We start from the raw sequence: 16,400 nt of genomic DNA, 5'->3' as shown, positions 1-16,400 counted from the left end.
GTCGCGCTCGGCCAGCCGGTCGGCGACGAGGTGCTGCGCGTAAGCCGCCTCGCGCTGCTGGTTGGCGGCCATCAGCCGGACGCGGAGATTGAGGATGCGACCGATCTCGGCCTTGGCGTAGGTGTTGAGCTCCCAGGCCGCCTTGGCATTGGGTTGCGCATCAATCTGCAGGATGATGGCACGCAAGCGGTTGATCACCTGTTCGGTGGTGGCCGAGCTGTCGGCGGCGTAATAGACGCCCGCCTCGGAGATGCTGGCATATTCGGCGAGCGCGAAGTCCGAGGGCGAGAGCGTGCCGAGCGCATCGGCGCCGCCCACCACGGCGAGGTATTCGTTGTAGAACTTCGAGATGTTGCGGACGTAGCCCTGCGTTTCGGCAAAGGGCGGCACGCCACCATATTCAATGACCCGACCGGGGCCTGCGTTATAGGCCGCAAGTGCATGTGGGATGTTGCCGAAGCGGTTGAGCTGCGTGGTGATGTAACGCGCGCCGCCGCGCAGGTTGTCCTTCACATCATAGCGATCGACGCCGAGGTCAGACGCGGTGCCGGGCATGAGCTGGGTCAGACCATAGGCCCCGACCGGGCTTTCGGCAGCGACGTTGAAGCGGCTCTCCTGTTTGATCAGGGCCTGGAAGAGGCAGCGCCACTGGGTGGCCGAGAGACCGGCGCGGGCCACACCCGGGGCGCCTGCAAACTCGCCCGCGACCTCGACGATCATCATTTCGACCGTCTCTCGTCCCTCGCCGAAAAGGCGGCTGTTCATCGGGCTTGGGTCGGCGTTCGGGTAGACCGCCGCCACCCCGAAATCCGCATTGCCCTCGAGCGCGCGGGCCTCAAATCCGGGGCCGGTGATGGCCGCTGTCATCTCCTCGAGGACGCGCAGCTGGTCGGCCTGCACATCGGCCAGCGTGGACTCGGTGCGGTCCTTGTCCTGCTGGACGCCCAGATCCTCGGCCAGTGCCGTCACCCGCGCGATGGCGCGACCGATCGCGGAATTATCCTGCGTCGGCACGCCCTGGGCATGCGCGGGCAGGCCGCTGAGGCCGAGGCAGAGCCCGGCGGATATGATCGCGGCGCGGCTCATTCCGGACGGGGCAGGGGCTCGAAGGTGCAGTCGGGTTGGGCCGTCTCCTGAACCGGAGCGCCCATGGTCGAAAAGGAAAGCGCGGACCGCGTCACCTGCGGCTCGCCATTGCGTCCGAAGCAGGGCGAGGTTTTCTCGGTGTATTTTTCGCAAGCGGCGAGCAGGCCCGCGGCGGCACAGAGCGCGAGGAGGGGTTTCAAACTCATATCACATGTCTCCAGAAATCGGGATTGGCGCGCCAATCGGCGGGTACGCGGGCCTCGCCGGTGGCACCACCACCAAGGATGGGGAGGAGGTCGCCGAGGGCCGAAAGGTCGGCATCGACAAAAACGCTGTCGCCCGCCGAGCGGACAAGGGCGATGCGCTGGCCAATGGTGGGTTGGACGAGAAGGGCTGCCTCCTTGGCGTTTACGCGCAGGAAGTCGTAATCCGAGACGGTGGCACGATCGTTCGGGAAGAGGATCTGGGTCGGGACGGTTTCGACGATGGTCTTGCCGACGCGGCTGTCGCGCAGTTGGCTCGGATACTGAGTCATCATGATTACGACGCAGTTCATCTTGCGAAGCGTCACCAGCCAGTTTTCGAGCCGCGCCCCGAAATACGGATCGTCCAAGAGCTTCCAGGCCTCGTCGAGCACGATGATGGTGGGGCGGCGGTCTTCGACCACGCGTTCGATCTCGCGGAAGATGTAGGATAGCACCGCCATCCGCTCGGTGGTCATGTCGAGGATTTCGGTCATGTCAAACCCGACGATATCGCCCGTGAGCTTGAGACCCGCCCCGCGTTCGGGTTCGTCAAAGACCCAGCCATAGCGCCCGCCTGGCGCCCACTCGGCGACTCGGCTTTGCAACTCGCCGTCGTCGTCGAGCGACTGGAACAGGGTCTCGAAACTTGCAAAGCGCTGTAGGGCCGCACCCGCATCGGCGTTCTGGCCGACGGCGCTTTGGATATGGCGCGATTGCTCTCCGGTCAGCGTGCCATTCCGCGTGAGAAGTGTCGCAAGCCAGTCCGAGAGCCAGGCGCGGCCACGCTCATCGGTCTCGGTCGCAAGCGGGTTCAGCCCCGTGGGAACACCGGCTCGGATTTCGTTGTAGCGGCCTCCGAGGGCGCGCACGGCCATCTCGAGGCCGCGATCCTTGTCGAAGAAGAAGTGCCGCGCGCCGACCCGTTGCGCCTGCGCCGCGAGGAAGGCGGTGGTGAGCGTCTTGCCGGTGCCGGTGCGTCCCAGAACGAGGGTGTGGCCGACGGTCGGTTCCTTGCCCGGGCTGCCCGCCTCGTGGAAATTGAAGCGATAACCCGAGGTGCCGACCGTCGGCAGGACCGAAATGGTCTGACCCCAGGGCGACTGATCTGGACCCCGCCCCTCGACGCTGCCATGCAGGGCCGCGAAGTCGGCGAAGTTGATCGAGGAGATCGGCGTCTTGCGGGCGCGATAGCCGAAGTTGCCGGGGGATTGTGCGAAGTAGGTGGCTTTCAGCGCCATGTTTTCGCGCACGATCACCGACATGATCTCCTGTCCGACGCGCTTGATCTGGGCTGCTGCACGTTCGAGCGTGTCGCGATCAGGCGCATAGACGGCGATGGAGAGGTGATGGTCGCCAAAGGCGATGCGGCCTGCCTCCTGATCATCGGCGGCTTGGCCGAGTTGTTCCCGCAGGGAGACGGCGGCATCGTCGGACGCGTGCATCTGGCGGATGATCCGCTGGATGCGTTCGGCCATGATGTTGTTCGGGATCGGGCTGAAGGAGTTCGTCAGCACGATGTCGAGGGGCAGGTCGAGCGCGTCGAGCAACGTCACATCTGTCAGCGCCGGATAGGTCTTCATGGAAAAGAGCGCGCCGTATTTGGTCTGACCGGTCACGGCATCGGTCAGGGTGACGACGTCGCCGTCAAAGGTGGCGCGGCAGTTGCTCAGGGTGTGTGAGAGGGGCAGGGCCCTTTGCCCGAAGGCGATCGGGGAGAATGCCCCCGCGTTCAGCGTATTGAGATAGCCCAGCCATTCGCCGCCCTTGCGAGTCAGCCGCACAGGGTTGGCCGAGGCAAGCGCCACCTCGAAAAAACCCATGACCTCGTTCAGTTCTTGCAGGCGCGTCGCGCGGTCCTTGACCCAGGCCTTACGGGCCAACGCGCGCAGGAGCGGAATGCGTGCGGAGATGTCCGGGCGCCGAATGACGCTGAGATAGAGCTGGCGCTTGGCCGGGCGGAGGTCTTTGACATGGGCCTGCCAGCGCGCATCGATTGCGGCTGCGAAACTGTCCCCCTCGATCGCGCGCATCCCAAGATCCTGCGGGACCGAGATCCGGTGGATGTAGAAGCCGAAGGCGTTGCCGGTCTGGGCGACGATGGCCGCGACCGCGCGTTTGAGCGCGTCGAGCCGGGCGTCCTCAGTGGTCATCGGGTTCAGCCCATCAAGGCGCAGGGTCGCCATCAGATCGCCCTCGCGCAGGACCATGACATCGTCATTGGCGAGGGCAAAATACGGCAGGTGTTCGGCGAGATAGCTCTCTCGCGCGAACTCCCCGCCGCCCGCTTGATGCAGGGCTGTTCCGTGAGTGGAAAGTGTGCCCGCATCAAGCGCCAAAGCTGTCACCTCCATGCAGAGCCCGGTTCTTCGTCGGGCGCACAGTGCCGTAGGAGATGCGCAGGACCTCGAAGAAATGCGGCTCACGGTCGGCGACAAACCAGAGGATCGGATAGGCGACGAGACCAATCAGGAAGAAGACCATCGACTTGGTCCAGATGAACGGCAGAACGATCCCTGTCGCCAGCACCACCAGGTATCCGACAGGGAGACCCAGATACTTGGGCGGACGGGCGAGGCCCAGAAAGAGAGGGGATCGTTCTGCCATCTAGTGACTTTCCCGCTCAGCAAAAGACGGGCATCCGGAGGGCAACTCGAGGCAGCGTTTGCGGAGCACAACGCGTTCGAGTTGACCGCAGGATTCCGTTTTGCGGGAAAGGCACAATGCTCTCCGGTTCATCAGGAGAACCCATCCACAATCGTCCCCGCCGAGAAGATCAGCACGATCCCGATGATGACCGATGCGAACCAACCCCAGTTGAGGCGCCCCATCATGCACATGAACCCGGTGCCGATGACGGCGAGCGTGGCGACAGCGATCCCGATCGGGCCGGTCAGCGCGGCCTCGACGGTTTCCAGCATGGTCTGGATCGGTGACAAGTCTTGCGCGAGAGCAGGTGTTGCGAAAGCCGCCAGGGTTGTGGCGACAGGCAAGAGGCGGCTGAGGCGATGTCGAAGCATGCGAAGTTCCCTTGTTTTACTGAAGATCGATGAGGACCGGCACTCGGTCTGCGACCCGGATGTCCGGAGCGGCAACGGGCGTGCCTGCCAGCCGGGACCGGATCCGGTGGATGCGCGCGATGTAGTCGCGGGTCTCGGAGAAGGGCGGGATGCCGGAATATTCGATCACGCGATGCGGCCCGGCGTTGTAGGCTGCCAGCGCCAGGTCGATGTCCTTGAACGTGGCGAGCTGCGCGAGCAGATACCGCGCCGCGCCGTCGAGGTTCTGGGACGGGTCGCGCGGATCGACTCCGAGGCTGCGGGCCGTTTCCGGCATCAGTTGGCCGAGACCATAGGCGCCCTTGGGGCTGACGGCGGTCGGGTTGTAGCTGCTTTCAGCCTCGACCAAGGCCTGGAAAAGGACCTGCCAATCATTTGCATCGAGGCCGACCTGCCGCAGGGCACGGTTCCTCTCGTGGCGATTGGCGGTGGCGCGGATCAGGGAGAGGATGCCGTCGCGACCGGAGGGCGGCGCGGTGTCCAGAGAGGCCAGGACGACTTCCGCCTCAGCACTATCACCCAGCCCCGCCCAGGCAGGTCGATCGCCATGAAAGGTCCAGCCCGAGGCCCGGGCCGTGCCGTCGCGGCCGAAGGCGATGACGTCAGCCGCGCTCCTCGAGGGTAATGCTGTAGTCAGGACCAAAGCGCAGATCGCGCCCATCACCGAACTCGAGATGATGTTTGAAGAGCCCCGGCCATATGTTGAAATACCGCGGCTCTGGCCCGTGCGGGGTGATCCGGGTCGAGACCAGAATGGCTTCCGGTTCGCCCTCGCGCAGGTAGATGCACTGGTAGCGCGGCTTGCCATCGTCCGTGAACCCCACGAGTTCATACCGGCAGCGGAACGCGATGCCCTTCTCGGACAGGTCTTTCACCCCATCGATGGTGATCAGGATCTGGTTGCGCGCTATCGGCATGTTCGGACTCTCCCCACGAGAGCCCTTCTACTTCACGACACTAAGGCCATAAAGTCATATGGAGTCAATACGACATATTGCAGATAAATACATATTGCACGATAGTTGCCGCAACTTTTGCGGGAGAGCGACATGAAGCGACAGGCGATGGCAGCGGCGATGGGGGTGATGGCGGTGTTCGGAGCCCCTGAGAAGGCGCAGGCCTATGATATCGACTGCGCCATCATGCTCTGCATGGCGGGAGGGTTCCCACCGAGCGCCGTTTGCGCCCGTGCCTATCGCACCATGATCCGCCGCATCACGCCCTGGCCGAGCCTGCCGCCCTTCGGGATCTGCACCTTCTCCCATGTGCCGGTCGAGTTGGGCGGGCCCGGCGGCGAGGGCGAGCTCGACACCAACCTACCGGAATACGAATGGCTGAACCGGACCCATGTGATCTGGTTCACCGGGCGCTCCTACGAGCCGCGCGACGAGCCGCGTCAGTGGGACTGGTCGATCCGTTCCTGCGATCGCGAGAACCGGACCTGCCGCTACATCCAGCGGGTCTACGGTTCCTACACGCCCTGGCCCGCGACATTCATTTCGGAAAGCGGTCAGGAGATCGCCTACCCAAGCGGTGGTGGCCTATGGCACTTCTATTCTCGCAGCATCATGGTCGAGTACGGCGACTACGAGGGCAACATGGGCCACTCGGAGTGGTTTTCCTACTGATCCGAACTGTCCGATGCCTTCAGGGAGACTGGGCGCAGGTCGGCAAGGTCTGCATCAAAACGTTCTGGATCGACATGCCAGCGGCGGCTCACCGAACCATCATTCCAACGGTAATCGGTGAACAGGTGGATCTCCTGTGCACCGTCGTTCAGAAGCCCTTCCTGGAAAGGCCAGCCTGTCTTTCTCTTCGCCATGTACCCGCGCCACTCGTACCGTTCTTGCCGTTATGTCTTTCGCGTTGGGGGACGGGATCAAAGCCTCAGGAAGCGCACTAGCGCTTCGCGAAGAGTACTTCGGGGTCGACATTGAGCGCCTTGGCGATGCGTTCGAGAAGGTCGAGCGAGGCCGCGAACTTGGCGTTCTCGACCTTGCCCATATGGCCGCGGCTCACGTCGGCCCGATGAGCAAGCTCCTCCTGGCTGAGGCCGCGGGCGCGTCTCAAGTCCTGGATGTTCAATGCTACACGGTCCCGCAAGTTCATGCCCGCGAAACGGACATGCTGCGCGAAATATCGCCACGCGATATATGTTACATTCGGAAGTGCAGCGAAGAATTCTTGGAGCGGCTCGAGGTCGCCGGAATGAGATTCCTGCCGAAACGCAGGTCACGGGATGATCCGTCTCGGCAGCATCAATATTTCGTTCTGTGGGCTCTTGAGTCGATTGTGCAATAATCAGCCGAATTCGAAATATCAGCCTTAGAGACTTGGATCGAAAGTTGGGCAAAAACCATTCTGCGCGCCTTCCGCCTCCCAATCAGACTTTTTAGATGCGTGCAAAAATAAATTAAGCCCCGTTTACGTTCAGAAACACCGAGTACAGTGAAGTTGTCCCAGCGATGAACAACCTGTTACGCTTGGGGCCGCCAAAGCAAAGATTTCCAACCATTTCCGGAATGCTAATCTTTCCGATTAGGTTTCCAGTCCTATCAAGGCAATGCACGCCATCGGCCGCAGAACTCCACAGGCGACCATCTCTATCAAATCGAAAACCATCAAAGACACCGCGGCTGCATTCGGCAAACAGGGCTCCACCGGAGAGGCTTTTGCCATCGGGGCTCAGTGTGAACCTACGAATATGTGCCGGCCCATCGGGATCGTGAGTGATACCAGTATCAGCGATATACAGCTCGGTTTCGTCGGGGGAAAACGCCAGCCCGTTAGGTTTCAAAAAGTCGGTGGCCACAGCCTCCACTGTCCCAGAAATGGGATCGACACGATAAACGTGGCAGGCGCCGATCTCGCTTTCAGCGCGATCGCCTTCATAGTCCATCATTATGCCATAAGACGGGTCGGTAAACCATACGGAGCCATCCGATTTCACCACGACGTCATTAGGTGAGTTTAGCCGCTTACCCTGGAACTTTTCCGCAATCACGGTGACCGAGCCGTCATGTTCCGTGCGTGTGACCCGGCGTGTCAGATGCTCGCAGCTCACCAGACGACCCTGTTGATCGACAGTGTTCCCATTGGCGTTGTTCGAAGGATGTCGGAAGACCGAGACAGAGCCATCGGTTTCATCCCAACGCATCAGGCGATTGTTTGGAATGTCCGACCAAACCAAATAGCGCCCTGCTGGAAACCAAGCTGGGCCTTCTGACCAGCGCGCGCCGGTCCAAAGCCGCTCGACTCGAACGTGACCAATGAAGCATTCATTGAATTCTGATTCGATGGTTTCAAACCCGGTGCCTTCTATAACTCCAAACATCAGTCAGCTCCTTTTTGAGGTGACGGTTTGATTGGGCGGTCCGCCCGTCGCGTCCCCCAACCGGTTTTGGGAATGCGATTGCCTGGCAGATTTGGGTCTGGACCCCATATTGCCTGATAAGTGTCGAACGCATGGCCACGGTGTTGCAAGATCGCGGACAGGATCAGCAAAGCGACCCACCAGTTGACGATAACAATCCACATCCAGCGCGGCGCGTTTGCGGCCCAGAGGCCGGAGACAATCGCGACACCTCCAACGAGCAGCGCAGCGTAGCCAAAGATCCGATGCAACATTTCAAATTTTAACCGCCACGGGGTCATATCATAGTGATCCCCCTTCAGGCTCCCGTCCGCTGCACGAGCCGTTGGACCGCCTTTGCTGCCGCGAAATACTCCCAGTAATACTTGGGCCGTGGCGAGAGTAAGGACACTATAGCCAAACCATTGATGCAGAACGGCGTTTATTCCCGCCGACGCGCCTCCTCCAAGTATGAGGCCAAGGCCGATCAATGACAGGGCATAGGCCAGGCTCTGTCCCATCCAGTGGCAATGCCACCAGGTTTTTTTATCCAGTTCCTTTGGCCAATCCTGCCCGGGCACGATCTTAAGATACCGCGCGGCGACCACTGCACTTGGGGCAAGTATGCCCCAAGCCACAGTCATAAGTCGCGCATGCCAGGAGACCGCAAACCCGACCTCATGCGCCCGTGATGGGTCAATGGGAGTGAGCAACCAATCGAGCATTAGCCCTTCACCGCCCCCGCTGTCATTCCGGTAATGATTTGGCGAGATGCCGCGAAAGTAAAGATGATCGGTGGCACTGCGAGTAGCATTCCAGTTGCCATAATCACGCCCCAGTCAATGTCGTATTCGGTGATTGAGTTGACGATTGTTACGGGAACAGTTCGAGTTGAGCGGCCAAGAAGGGCATTTGCTAGCAGGAACTCATTCCAAGCGATGCGGAAGGTGAAAATTGCCGCTGCTGCCAAGCCTGGCTTGATGATCGGCAGCACCACGAGAAAAAACACTTGGATTGGATTGGCGCCATCCATCCGCGCTGCTTCTTCCAATTGAATTGGAACCTGAACGATAAAGCTTTGCAAGATCCAGATAACAAAAGGTAAGTTCATGGCAGTATAGACTAGAATTATTCCAGAATACGATTGATCGAGACCGTATTGGAATGTCCAAATGCCAAACACCGGCACCAACAATACAGCAGGGGGAACCATCCGCATCATTAGCGTTGTCATGGATACCGCACCTCGCCCCATGAACCTGAAGCGCACCAAAGCGTAAGCAGCCATACAACCAATCACAAGCGTCAACCCTGTTGATACTATAGCAACAATCAGCGAGTTGCCCAAAGCTCGTCCAAAAGTTGGGTCGCAATATTCCACGTGTTCTGGCGAATACCACAACACGTCGCAAAGTACGGTTTCATAATTCCTAATTGTAGGAGTGAAGAAAAATGCTGAGACGCTTTGGTCGTAGATGTCGACATTCGTTTTGAAAGACGTGGCAAGCATCATTGCTATGGGGCCAACCGACATCACTACTAAGGCGGCGATGAGCGCATAAAACGCTGGGTTCTGTTTTTGACTTTGGGAGGTCATCTTATTCGTCCTCTTCCAGTGCAGCGACCTTGGACATACGCAGAGCACGGGTTTCTTGTATTTTCGTGTAAGCAAACATGCCTATGGTCAGCGTCATGAGCACTAAGAGCAGCAAGTTCGACATCGCTGCAGCTTCCCCAAGCTCCTGAAATTCTTGGGCGGTGCGGAAAATGCGCAATGCGACGATCTCTGTCGACAAACCTGGTCCGCCGTTGGTGAGCACCAATATCACTTCGAGAACTTTGAATGCATCGATCAGGCGCAGCAGTAAGGTCACAATCAAAACCGGCATCATCAAGGGAATCTTGATCAGCACGATTTTTTGCCATTCGGACGCGCCGTCAATTTCCGCGGCTTCCAGCGCCGAACGAGGCAGCGACTGCATGGCAGCAAGCGCAAGAATGAAGATGAATGGAGTCCACTGCCAAACGTCTGCAATGACCACGGCCACAAAGGACCAGGTGCTGTCCGACAGCCAAGGGATACCTTCTTCGAAGCCGATGTTTTTGAGTGTGCGGTTAAAGATTCCCACAGTGGGGTGGTACATGTAACGCCACATCAGGCCTACAACGATCGGAGCGATCATCATAGGCAGGATAAAGATCGTGCGCAGAAGCGACATACCTTTGATGTTGCGGTCTAGTAGTAAGGCAAGGCCAACGCCGATAATCATTTCAAGCGTCACAACCACGGCAGCGAACTTGATAGTGACCCAGAAGCTTTCCAGGAATGCTGCGTCAGTCAACAGGTTGGCGTAGTTTCGCATTCCGACGAAGTCGGCCTGACCGATGCGCTGGCTCGGGCTCCAATCAAGAAAGCTGGCATAAACCATATATCCGATTGGGTATAGCAGTGCAAAGATCAACACGATGCCGGCTGGAGCAAGAAATATATAAGGGGTGAGCCTATTGGCTTTTGCGACAGCGCTCATGTTCGAGGCCCTTCAGTTTTTGGAGTGTATTTTGTGGAGGCGCCGCGCGAAAGATTTGGCACGACGCCTCAGGAGGGACTTAGTTCCAGGTGTAGTAGCCAGCGTCATCCATGACGCTGCGAGCACGTTCAGCGACGCCATCCAGCGCTTCTTGGATGTCCGCACCTTCAGTCAGAACTTTGGAAAGGGTAGTTCCAAGGTCCGCGTTGATCTTACCCCAGACAGGGATAATCGGACGCCAGTCGGGGTCGGCATTTTTAAGCGCTTCTCCAAAAACCTCGAGATGCGGGTAAACCGCAAGCACGTCTGCGTCTCGGTGAGTGGAAAACCGCGATGGATTTCCACCTGCAATAGCAATCATTTTGTCGGCTTCTTTGCTGGTCAGCCACTGCATCAGAAGGAATGCCGCTTCTTTGTTTGGCGCATTGGCTGGAATACCGATGCCAAAGCCGCCGGTCTGGGATCCAGCCCGCGTACCCACTGGATGCGGGGCCCATCCGACCTTTCCGACGACTTTCGACTTTTCTGGATCGTTGACCTGACCGGCGAAAACGGTGGAGTCTAGATACATCGCTGAGTTGCCTTGTAGAAATGAGGCCCCCGCTTCGGCAAAGCCAAAGGTTTCCGCACCTTCTGCGCCACAGCCAACGATAGTTTTTAGAGTTTCGGCAGCTTTTACACCTGCTGCATCGTTAACCGTCGGATTCCATTTGTCGTCGAAGATGCGACCTCCCAACGGAGCAAGGTGCAACAAGAAGGCGTGGCTGGCGTGGTGGCCAGAAGCCGCACGCGAGGCCAGGCCACCCATGCCCGGCTCTAGCTCGGGAATCTTGCAAGCGACTTCCAGAAGTTCGTCATAATTGGTCGGAACTTCTAGGCCGTGCTTTTCAAAAATATCCTTTCGGTAGCCCAAGATCGAGGTCTCAGAGCCGAATGGGATGCCAAACAATGAACCAGTCGGACCGGGTAGATAGCCTTTGTGACCGCCAGCAATACCGATGTTGGCAACATACCCGTCAATTAGGTCATCCGCATCGTAGTTTGGGTCGGCCAGTTTGGGATTCATAAAATACTTGGCCAGGTTCTCCAATTGATCAGCAAAAACATAGTCTGCTTTCGAGAAAACCACATAAGCGATCAGGTCATAGTCACCCTTATTCTTGGTCAACTCCAGAGTTTGCTTTTCGCGCATTTTCAGATACTGAAGCTGGTCGACTTCGACCCGGATGCCGGTTTCTTTGGTAAATTCAGGTAGAACCTTCATGACCGCATCAAAGTGCGGGTGGGCTGGGAAGTTCACGACGAGGGTTTCACCCGCGTATTCTTCGTAAGGGTTTGCCATGGCCAGCGTTGCGGTCATTGTAAAGGCTACAACCCCCGCACCTGCTTTTTTAAGATAGTTCAGCATATACTCCTCCACTGCTGATTGTGTCGCTTAAAGGGCGATGTCCGTTTCGCGACTGAAAAGATGAATGGCGTCTGTATTAATCTCAAAGCGCAGCTTTTCGCCGAGCGCGATTGGGGTGTCAGACTTAAGCTCCACTTCGACCCTCTGACCTGCACAATCGCAGATCAGCACTGACTGTGCGCCGATGTATTCAGACACGACCACCTGAAGATCGAAGCTTTGATCCGCGGCCGCATGGGATCCATAAGTCAGATCAGCTGGGCGAATTCCAATGGTGACCGGACCTTTCGCATTGGCGGGTAATGACTGTCGGCGAGATTCCGGGAGAGCGATGTTGAAGCCGGCGCCGCGGACTACGAGTTTTCCGTCACTTTCTGTCAGTTCCGCATCCAGAAAGTTCATCGGTGGCGACCCGAGGAAGCCTGCGACAAATTTATTAACGGGCCGCTTGTACAGTTCTTCGGGGGTGCCTTGCTGTTGGATATAACCGCCGTGCATGACAACGATACGATCTGCCAAAGTCATGGCCTCAATCTGATCGTGTGTGACGTAGATCATATTCTTCTGAACCCGTTGGCGCATCAGGGCTAGCTCTGCCCGCATCTGGCCACGCAGTTTTGCGTCTAGATTGGACAGTGGTTCGTCAAACAAGAAAGTGCTGCTATCTCGTGTAAGAGCGCGGCCCATTGCGACACGCTGACGTTGGCCGCCTGATAGTTCACCCGGTTTGCGATGCAAGAATCCGGTGAGGCCAAGCATGTCGGCTACCGCGTTCACCTTCGCATTAATTTCATTCTTTGGCGCTTTTTGCAGGCGCAACGCGAAGGACATGTTCTGCGCTACGTTCATATGCGGATAAAGCGCGTAGTCTTGGAATACCATCGCCAGATCGCGCGCCTTTGGTTCAAGCCCACTGACGGGCCTTCCGTCGATGTAAATCTCTCCATCTGATACAGTTTCCAGGCCAGCAATCATGCGCAGGGTTGTTGATTTTCCACAGCCTGACGGCCCGACGAACGCTGTGAACTCGTTTTCTTCCATCTCGAGGTTGATCCCATGAAGAACCTCGAAGTCCCCGTACCGTTTTACGAGGTTGTCCAGCTGAATTTTTGGCATTTTTCCTCCATTGTTACCGGTCACAATAGCATCAATGGGACCGGTCACAAAGATAAATAAAAGGTTCTAAACCAGATATTTGGGATATTTTTAGAAGATTTTCAGACTGTCCCGGAACTCTATCGTCGGTGGCAGTGAGATGTGTTGCGTTGATTCGGGTGCATGCCGGCCTGGGCTAAGTAGGTCGAGAATTAACCTGCCTGTCGCCTGACCGATGGCTGTTGGATCCACAACAACTGTACTGATGGTAGGTGAGGCAAATTGTGATACCTCAAAATTACCAAAACCGACGACCGAAATCTGATCTGGGACGGGCACATGCATCGCTTTCAAGCGGCTTTGCACGCCAAACGCCGCCATATCTGAAACACAGAAAATACAGTCTGTATCCGGATACATCTTCAGCAATAACTCAGTGGCGGCAGCGCCGTTTTCAATTGATAACGGTGGTTTGCCGAACCGGATTTCTGCTTCAGGATCGCGTCCCGATTCTAACATTGCTCGCTTGAAGCCCGTCCGCCTTGCGGCACCTCGGGTCCAGGCATCATCGTTCTCACCAAGGAAGACGATGTTTTTGAAGCCTCGCCCAATCAACGCTTTAGTCATATCGTATGACGCCTGCTCATTCGAGAAGCCTACCGTGTGCTCAATCGGATCTGTAGGTTTCTCCCAGATCTCAATCACAGGAATGGACGCATCGCGCAAAAGTTCAACTGTTCTTCTGGTATGGCCGTCATAAGACAGAACCATTGCTTCAGGTCGTCTCCGCAGCATTGTTTCGACAATTTTTTCTTCGCGATTAGGCTTGTACTCAGTGTAGCCTAGTAGAAGTTGTAGTCCCTGCTCCTCCAGAATTTCTGTCAGTGACTGGACAGTTTGCGCAAAGTGGAGGTTGTTCAGGGAGGGTAGAAGAACGCCCACAAAACCTGATTTCTTTGTCGTCAGTGACCCGGCCATTTGGTCGGGGACGTAGTTCATGTCTTTGACAACTTTCAGGATGTGTTCACGCGTCTCTTTGGTGATCGGACTGTCTTTTTTCAGTGCGCGGCTGACAGTCATCCGGGATACGCCTGCTGCCTTAGCAACGTCGCGCATCGTAACGGGTTTGTGACCGGGAGTTTTGCTGCCCATCGTCGTTCTCCAATTTTCTCGAAGATTAGGGCAGTTTGTTCCCGGTCACAATTAGATCATTTACTCTTGGAGCTCCTTCGGCAGCAAGGCCTGCGGGATGTTTTGGTAGCTGACCGGACGTAGCCACCGCACGATGGCCAATGTACCAATTGAAGTTGCGCGAACATCTGTGCTGGCCGGATAGGGGCCGCCGTGCATCATAGCAGAACTTACTTCGACGCCGGTTGGAAATCCATTTGCAAGAATACGGCCTGCTTTTTCTTCTAGGATTGGCAGAAGCCGCGCGCCCAAGGGCGTGTCGTCTTCATCCATGTGCAAGGTCGTGGTCAACTGACCTTCGAGAATTTCGGCCAAAGCTTCCATCTCGGCAACATCTTCGCAGAGAACTATGATACCTGCGGCTCCAAAGACTTCTTCCTGCAGTTCGCGGTTCGCCATCCACTCTTTGGCTGAGACCTTAAATAGCGCTGGCAAAGCTGAGCGTTTGGCTAAGGCAGTGCCGCAGGAGCCGACTTCAACCATCAGCTCTTTGAAGGTCTTAACTCCTTTTTCGAAAGCCTCATGAATGCCGTCGGTCAGCATTTTTTGTTCGGCGATTTCTTTCAGCACTGCAACACAGGCTGTTTCAAGCGCGTCCGCGGGCGCCCCTTTGACCATCACAGCAACACCAGGGTTCGTGCAGAATTGCCCCGCACCCATGGTCAGTGATGTGGCCCAGCCGGCGCCAATCTCAGCCGCGCGGTTTTCCATGGCAAGCGGCAGACAGAACATTGGGTTTACTGAGCCAAGCTCGCCATAAAATGGGATGGGAGATGGACGCGCGTGGCACAGATCATAGAGCGCACGGCCTCCGGCAAGCGAGCCGGTAAAGCCAACAGCGGTTATCTCAGGGTGCTGTACCAACGTGCTCCCCACTTTGTAACCAGTGCCTTGCAGCATCTGGAAACTTGCCCTTGGCATGCCTGTCAGGTCAATCGCTTTGGCAATCGCCTGCGCAACCAGTTCAGCTGTGCCCGCGTGAGCACCATGGCCTTTCACAATCACGGGGCAGCCGGCCGCCAATGCAGATGCCGTGTCGCCACCAGCTGTTGAAAAGGCGAGTGGGAAGTTCGACGCACCAAAGACGACCACTGGGCCGATGGCTTTGTGCGTCAGGCGCAGATCCGGACGGGGGAGAGGTGTCCGATCAGGGAGGGCGCCGTTTTTGCGGATATCGAGATACCCTGTTTCTTCGATCAAATCGGCAAACATGTGCAGCTGGCCGGTTGTGCGGCCACGTTCGCCCACAAGGCGTGCCTCAGGAAGACCGGTTTCGGCCATACCTGTTGTGGTGATTTCATCTCCTAGAATATCGATTTGTTTTGCGATCTCGCGCAAAAAATCTGCGCGTTCTGCGCGGGTTTTCCTGCTGAATGCCCGAAAGTCACGACGCGCGGCCTTACAGGCCAGATCCACCTGCTCGACCGTTGCTTGGGCAAAAGATTTCCCTTCAAGGTCAGGCGACATCATTCGTTCATCAGAGCTAGCCCATGCGCCATCGATAAAGTTTTTACCAAAAATCATTTATTTACCCCAATTAAGGACCAGCGGGTCCAGCGGTTTTAAAAGGTCGATCAGTCGAGATCGGATCGCAGGGTGCAGCGGTTCAATCGGATGGCGGCAGAATTCAGATTTGATCACGCCCCCTTCGACCATCGCCGCTTTACAGCTTTGCCAGCCGCACTGACGGTTTTCGTGGTTGATCGCCATGGCAACACGGCCATAGGCTGCCGTCGCCTCATCAATCCGGCCAGCATAGTAATGCGTCAGAACCGGTTTGATTTGATCCACGATCATGCCAGAGGTCATCGAGCCGGTCGCGCCAGCATCCAGATCCGCCAAAAGCGTAATCGCTTCTTCGCCATCAAACGGAGCCTCAATGGCACCCCCGCCTTCTGCAATCAGCGCGCGCAGTTTGTTGGCTGCCCGTGGGCATTCGATTTTGAACAGTTTCACCATGTCGATTTCCTGCGCCATCTTCACCAGAAGCGGCACTGGCAGATCAACACCAGAAAGCGGGGCATCCTGCACCATAATCGGAATACCGACCTCGCCAACTGCTTTGAACTGATCAAAGCTTTGCTGCGGCGTGCCCTTCAACAACGCGCCATGGTACGGCGGCATCATCATCACGATATCCGCCCCCAGATCTTTGCAGAACTGCGCCCGCTCCACCGCGATTTGCGTCGCATAGTGGCTGATCGTGACGATCACCGGCACGCGACCTGCGATGTGTTCGATGCTCAGACGTGTCAGGACGTCACGCTCGGCATCTGACAGCAAAAACTGTTCAGAGAAGTTCGCCAGAATGCAGATCCCGTCTGCCCCCTGATCGATCAGGCAGTCCAGCACCCGCTTCATGCCCTCAAGGTCCAGCGTGCCATCGTCGTTAAACGGCGTCGGCGCCACCGGCCATATTCCTGTGTAAGAGACAGACAT

At 57.4% G+C, this 16,400-nt stretch carries 19 protein-coding genes; 1 reads left to right on the top strand and 18 read right to left on the bottom strand.

Features of this window, described 5'->3' with window-relative positions:
- From AB9K34_RS02335 to AB9K34_RS02305, 7 genes are all read right to left on the bottom strand, one after another.
- Positions 1-1,086, bottom strand: a 1,086-nt coding sequence (locus AB9K34_RS02335) for a lytic transglycosylase domain-containing protein (protein WP_369952836.1), incomplete at its 3' end; no start/stop codon positions are given.
- The gene (locus AB9K34_RS02330) at positions 1,083-1,292 is read right to left on the bottom strand and encodes a hypothetical protein (protein WP_369952835.1); all 210 of its coding nucleotides are present in this window, start codon (positions 1,290-1,292) and stop codon (positions 1,083-1,085) included. The genes AB9K34_RS02330 and AB9K34_RS02335, both read right to left, overlap by 4 nt.
- Entirely contained in the window at positions 1,289-3,682 is a 2,394-nt protein-coding gene (locus AB9K34_RS02325; RefSeq protein WP_369952834.1) for a type IV secretion system protein B4, read from the bottom strand. Before AB9K34_RS02325 ends, AB9K34_RS02330 begins: the two co-directional genes overlap by 4 nt.
- Positions 3,657-3,935: a type IV secretion system protein VirB3 gene (locus AB9K34_RS02320; RefSeq protein WP_369952833.1), complete on the bottom strand. Its 279-nt coding sequence runs from the start codon at positions 3,933-3,935 to the stop codon at positions 3,657-3,659. The genes AB9K34_RS02325 and AB9K34_RS02320 overlap by 26 nt, the downstream gene beginning before the upstream one ends.
- A 131-nt stretch (positions 3,936-4,066) precedes the next feature.
- Positions 4,067-4,348, bottom strand: a complete 282-nt coding sequence (locus tag AB9K34_RS02315) for a TrbC/VirB2 family protein (protein ID WP_040181317.1) — start codon at positions 4,346-4,348, stop codon at positions 4,067-4,069.
- A gap of 16 nt (positions 4,349-4,364) precedes the next feature.
- A complete protein-coding gene (locus AB9K34_RS02310) occupies positions 4,365-5,048 on the bottom strand; it encodes a lytic transglycosylase domain-containing protein (RefSeq protein WP_369952832.1) in 684 nt (227 codons plus the stop codon).
- On the bottom strand, positions 4,990-5,304 hold the full coding sequence (locus AB9K34_RS02305; RefSeq protein WP_008335576.1) for a hypothetical protein: 315 nt from the start codon (positions 5,302-5,304) through the stop codon (positions 4,990-4,992). Before AB9K34_RS02305 ends, AB9K34_RS02310 begins: the two co-directional genes overlap by 59 nt.
- Before the next feature lie 132 nt (positions 5,305-5,436).
- Here AB9K34_RS02305 and AB9K34_RS02300 point away from each other — a divergent pair, with 132 nt between their 5' ends.
- A complete protein-coding gene (locus AB9K34_RS02300) occupies positions 5,437-6,015 on the top strand; it encodes a hypothetical protein (protein WP_369952831.1) in 579 nt (192 codons plus the stop codon).
- Here the strand turns inward: AB9K34_RS02300 and AB9K34_RS02295 are convergent.
- From AB9K34_RS02295 to AB9K34_RS02245, 11 genes are all read right to left on the bottom strand, one after another.
- Positions 6,009-6,209 carry a hypothetical protein gene (locus AB9K34_RS02295; RefSeq protein WP_369952830.1) on the bottom strand — a complete coding sequence of 67 codons (201 nt, stop codon included), beginning with the start codon at positions 6,207-6,209 and terminating at the stop codon, positions 6,009-6,011. The two genes, AB9K34_RS02300 and AB9K34_RS02295, sit on opposite strands and share 7 nt — an antisense overlap.
- Before the next feature lie 77 nt (positions 6,210-6,286).
- Positions 6,287-6,472 (bottom strand): helix-turn-helix transcriptional regulator, encoded by a 186-nt coding sequence (locus tag AB9K34_RS02290; RefSeq protein WP_246870465.1) that lies wholly within the window; start codon positions 6,470-6,472, stop codon positions 6,287-6,289.
- A gap of 328 nt (positions 6,473-6,800) precedes the next feature.
- A complete protein-coding gene (locus tag AB9K34_RS02285; protein WP_369952829.1) occupies positions 6,801-7,721 on the bottom strand; it encodes an SMP-30/gluconolactonase/LRE family protein in 921 nt (306 codons plus the stop codon).
- Entirely contained in the window at positions 7,721-8,464 is a 744-nt protein-coding gene (locus AB9K34_RS02280) for a cytochrome b561 domain-containing protein (RefSeq protein ID WP_369952828.1), read from the bottom strand. Before AB9K34_RS02280 ends, AB9K34_RS02285 begins: the two co-directional genes overlap by 1 nt.
- Entirely contained in the window at positions 8,464-9,336 is an 873-nt protein-coding gene (locus tag AB9K34_RS02275; RefSeq protein ID WP_369952827.1) for a carbohydrate ABC transporter permease, read from the bottom strand. The genes AB9K34_RS02280 and AB9K34_RS02275 overlap by 1 nt, the downstream gene beginning before the upstream one ends.
- A 1-nt stretch (position 9,337) precedes the next feature.
- Entirely contained in the window at positions 9,338-10,267 is a 930-nt protein-coding gene (locus AB9K34_RS02270; protein ID WP_369952826.1) for a carbohydrate ABC transporter permease, read from the bottom strand.
- Between the two features lie 79 nt (positions 10,268-10,346).
- Entirely contained in the window at positions 10,347-11,675 is a 1,329-nt protein-coding gene (locus tag AB9K34_RS02265; protein WP_369952825.1) for an extracellular solute-binding protein, read from the bottom strand.
- 27 nt (positions 11,676-11,702) lie between these two features.
- A complete protein-coding gene (locus AB9K34_RS02260) occupies positions 11,703-12,791 on the bottom strand; it encodes an ABC transporter ATP-binding protein (RefSeq protein ID WP_369952824.1) in 1,089 nt (362 codons plus the stop codon).
- A gap of 90 nt (positions 12,792-12,881) precedes the next feature.
- Positions 12,882-13,922 (bottom strand): LacI family DNA-binding transcriptional regulator, encoded by a 1,041-nt coding sequence (locus AB9K34_RS02255; protein WP_369952823.1) that lies wholly within the window; start codon positions 13,920-13,922, stop codon positions 12,882-12,884.
- 60 nt (positions 13,923-13,982) lie between these two features.
- Positions 13,983-15,485: an aldehyde dehydrogenase (NADP(+)) gene (locus tag AB9K34_RS02250; RefSeq protein ID WP_369952822.1), complete on the bottom strand. Its 1,503-nt coding sequence runs from the start codon at positions 15,483-15,485 to the stop codon at positions 13,983-13,985.
- Positions 15,486-16,400 (bottom strand): dihydrodipicolinate synthase family protein, encoded by a 915-nt coding sequence (locus tag AB9K34_RS02245; protein ID WP_369952821.1) that lies wholly within the window; start codon positions 16,398-16,400, stop codon positions 15,486-15,488. It abuts the gene before it with no gap.

The organism is Sedimentitalea sp. XS_ASV28 (genome assembly GCF_041224545.1).
GTDB lineage: Bacteria > Pseudomonadota > Alphaproteobacteria > Rhodobacterales > Rhodobacteraceae > Sedimentitalea.
Note: the sequence above shows the minus strand (reverse complement) of the source record. Positions and strands in the feature narration are given on the sequence as shown.

What these genes read in the sequence shown, in the direction of transcription:
- AB9K34_RS02330 (WP_369952835.1), bottom strand. Translation starts at nt 1,292, where the DNA reads ATGAGTTTGAAACCCCTCCTCGCGCTCTGTGCCGCCGCGGGCCTGCTC.
- AB9K34_RS02325 (WP_369952834.1), bottom strand. Translation starts at nt 3,682, where the DNA reads ATGGAGGTGACAGCTTTGGCGCTTGATGCGGGCACACTTTCCACTCAC.
- AB9K34_RS02320 (WP_369952833.1), bottom strand. Translation starts at nt 3,935, where the DNA reads ATGGCAGAACGATCCCCTCTCTTTCTGGGCCTCGCCCGTCCGCCCAAG.
- AB9K34_RS02315 (WP_040181317.1), bottom strand. Translation starts at nt 4,348, where the DNA reads ATGCTTCGACATCGCCTCAGCCGCCTCTTGCCTGTCGCCACAACCCTG.
- AB9K34_RS02310 (WP_369952832.1), bottom strand. Translation starts at nt 5,048, where the DNA reads ATGGGCGCGATCTGCGCTTTGGTCCTGACTACAGCATTACCCTCGAGG.
- AB9K34_RS02305 (WP_008335576.1), bottom strand. Translation starts at nt 5,304, where the DNA reads ATGCCGATAGCGCGCAACCAGATCCTGATCACCATCGATGGGGTGAAA.
- AB9K34_RS02300 (WP_369952831.1), top strand. Translation starts at nt 5,437, where the DNA reads ATGAAGCGACAGGCGATGGCAGCGGCGATGGGGGTGATGGCGGTGTTC.
- AB9K34_RS02295 (WP_369952830.1), bottom strand. Translation starts at nt 6,209, where the DNA reads ATGGCGAAGAGAAAGACAGGCTGGCCTTTCCAGGAAGGGCTTCTGAAC.
- AB9K34_RS02285 (WP_369952829.1), bottom strand. Translation starts at nt 7,721, where the DNA reads ATGTTTGGAGTTATAGAAGGCACCGGGTTTGAAACCATCGAATCAGAA.
- AB9K34_RS02280 (WP_369952828.1), bottom strand. Translation starts at nt 8,464, where the DNA reads ATGCTCGATTGGTTGCTCACTCCCATTGACCCATCACGGGCGCATGAG.
- AB9K34_RS02275 (WP_369952827.1), bottom strand. Translation starts at nt 9,336, where the DNA reads ATGACCTCCCAAAGTCAAAAACAGAACCCAGCGTTTTATGCGCTCATC.
- AB9K34_RS02270 (WP_369952826.1), bottom strand. Translation starts at nt 10,267, where the DNA reads ATGAGCGCTGTCGCAAAAGCCAATAGGCTCACCCCTTATATATTTCTT.
- AB9K34_RS02265 (WP_369952825.1), bottom strand. Translation starts at nt 11,675, where the DNA reads ATGCTGAACTATCTTAAAAAAGCAGGTGCGGGGGTTGTAGCCTTTACA.
- AB9K34_RS02260 (WP_369952824.1), bottom strand. Translation starts at nt 12,791, where the DNA reads ATGCCAAAAATTCAGCTGGACAACCTCGTAAAACGGTACGGGGACTTC.
- AB9K34_RS02255 (WP_369952823.1), bottom strand. Translation starts at nt 13,922, where the DNA reads ATGGGCAGCAAAACTCCCGGTCACAAACCCGTTACGATGCGCGACGTT.
- AB9K34_RS02250 (WP_369952822.1), bottom strand. Translation starts at nt 15,485, where the DNA reads ATGATTTTTGGTAAAAACTTTATCGATGGCGCATGGGCTAGCTCTGAT.
- AB9K34_RS02245 (WP_369952821.1), bottom strand. Translation starts at nt 16,400, where the DNA reads ATGTCTGTCTCTTACACAGGAATATGGCCGGTGGCGCCGACGCCGTTT.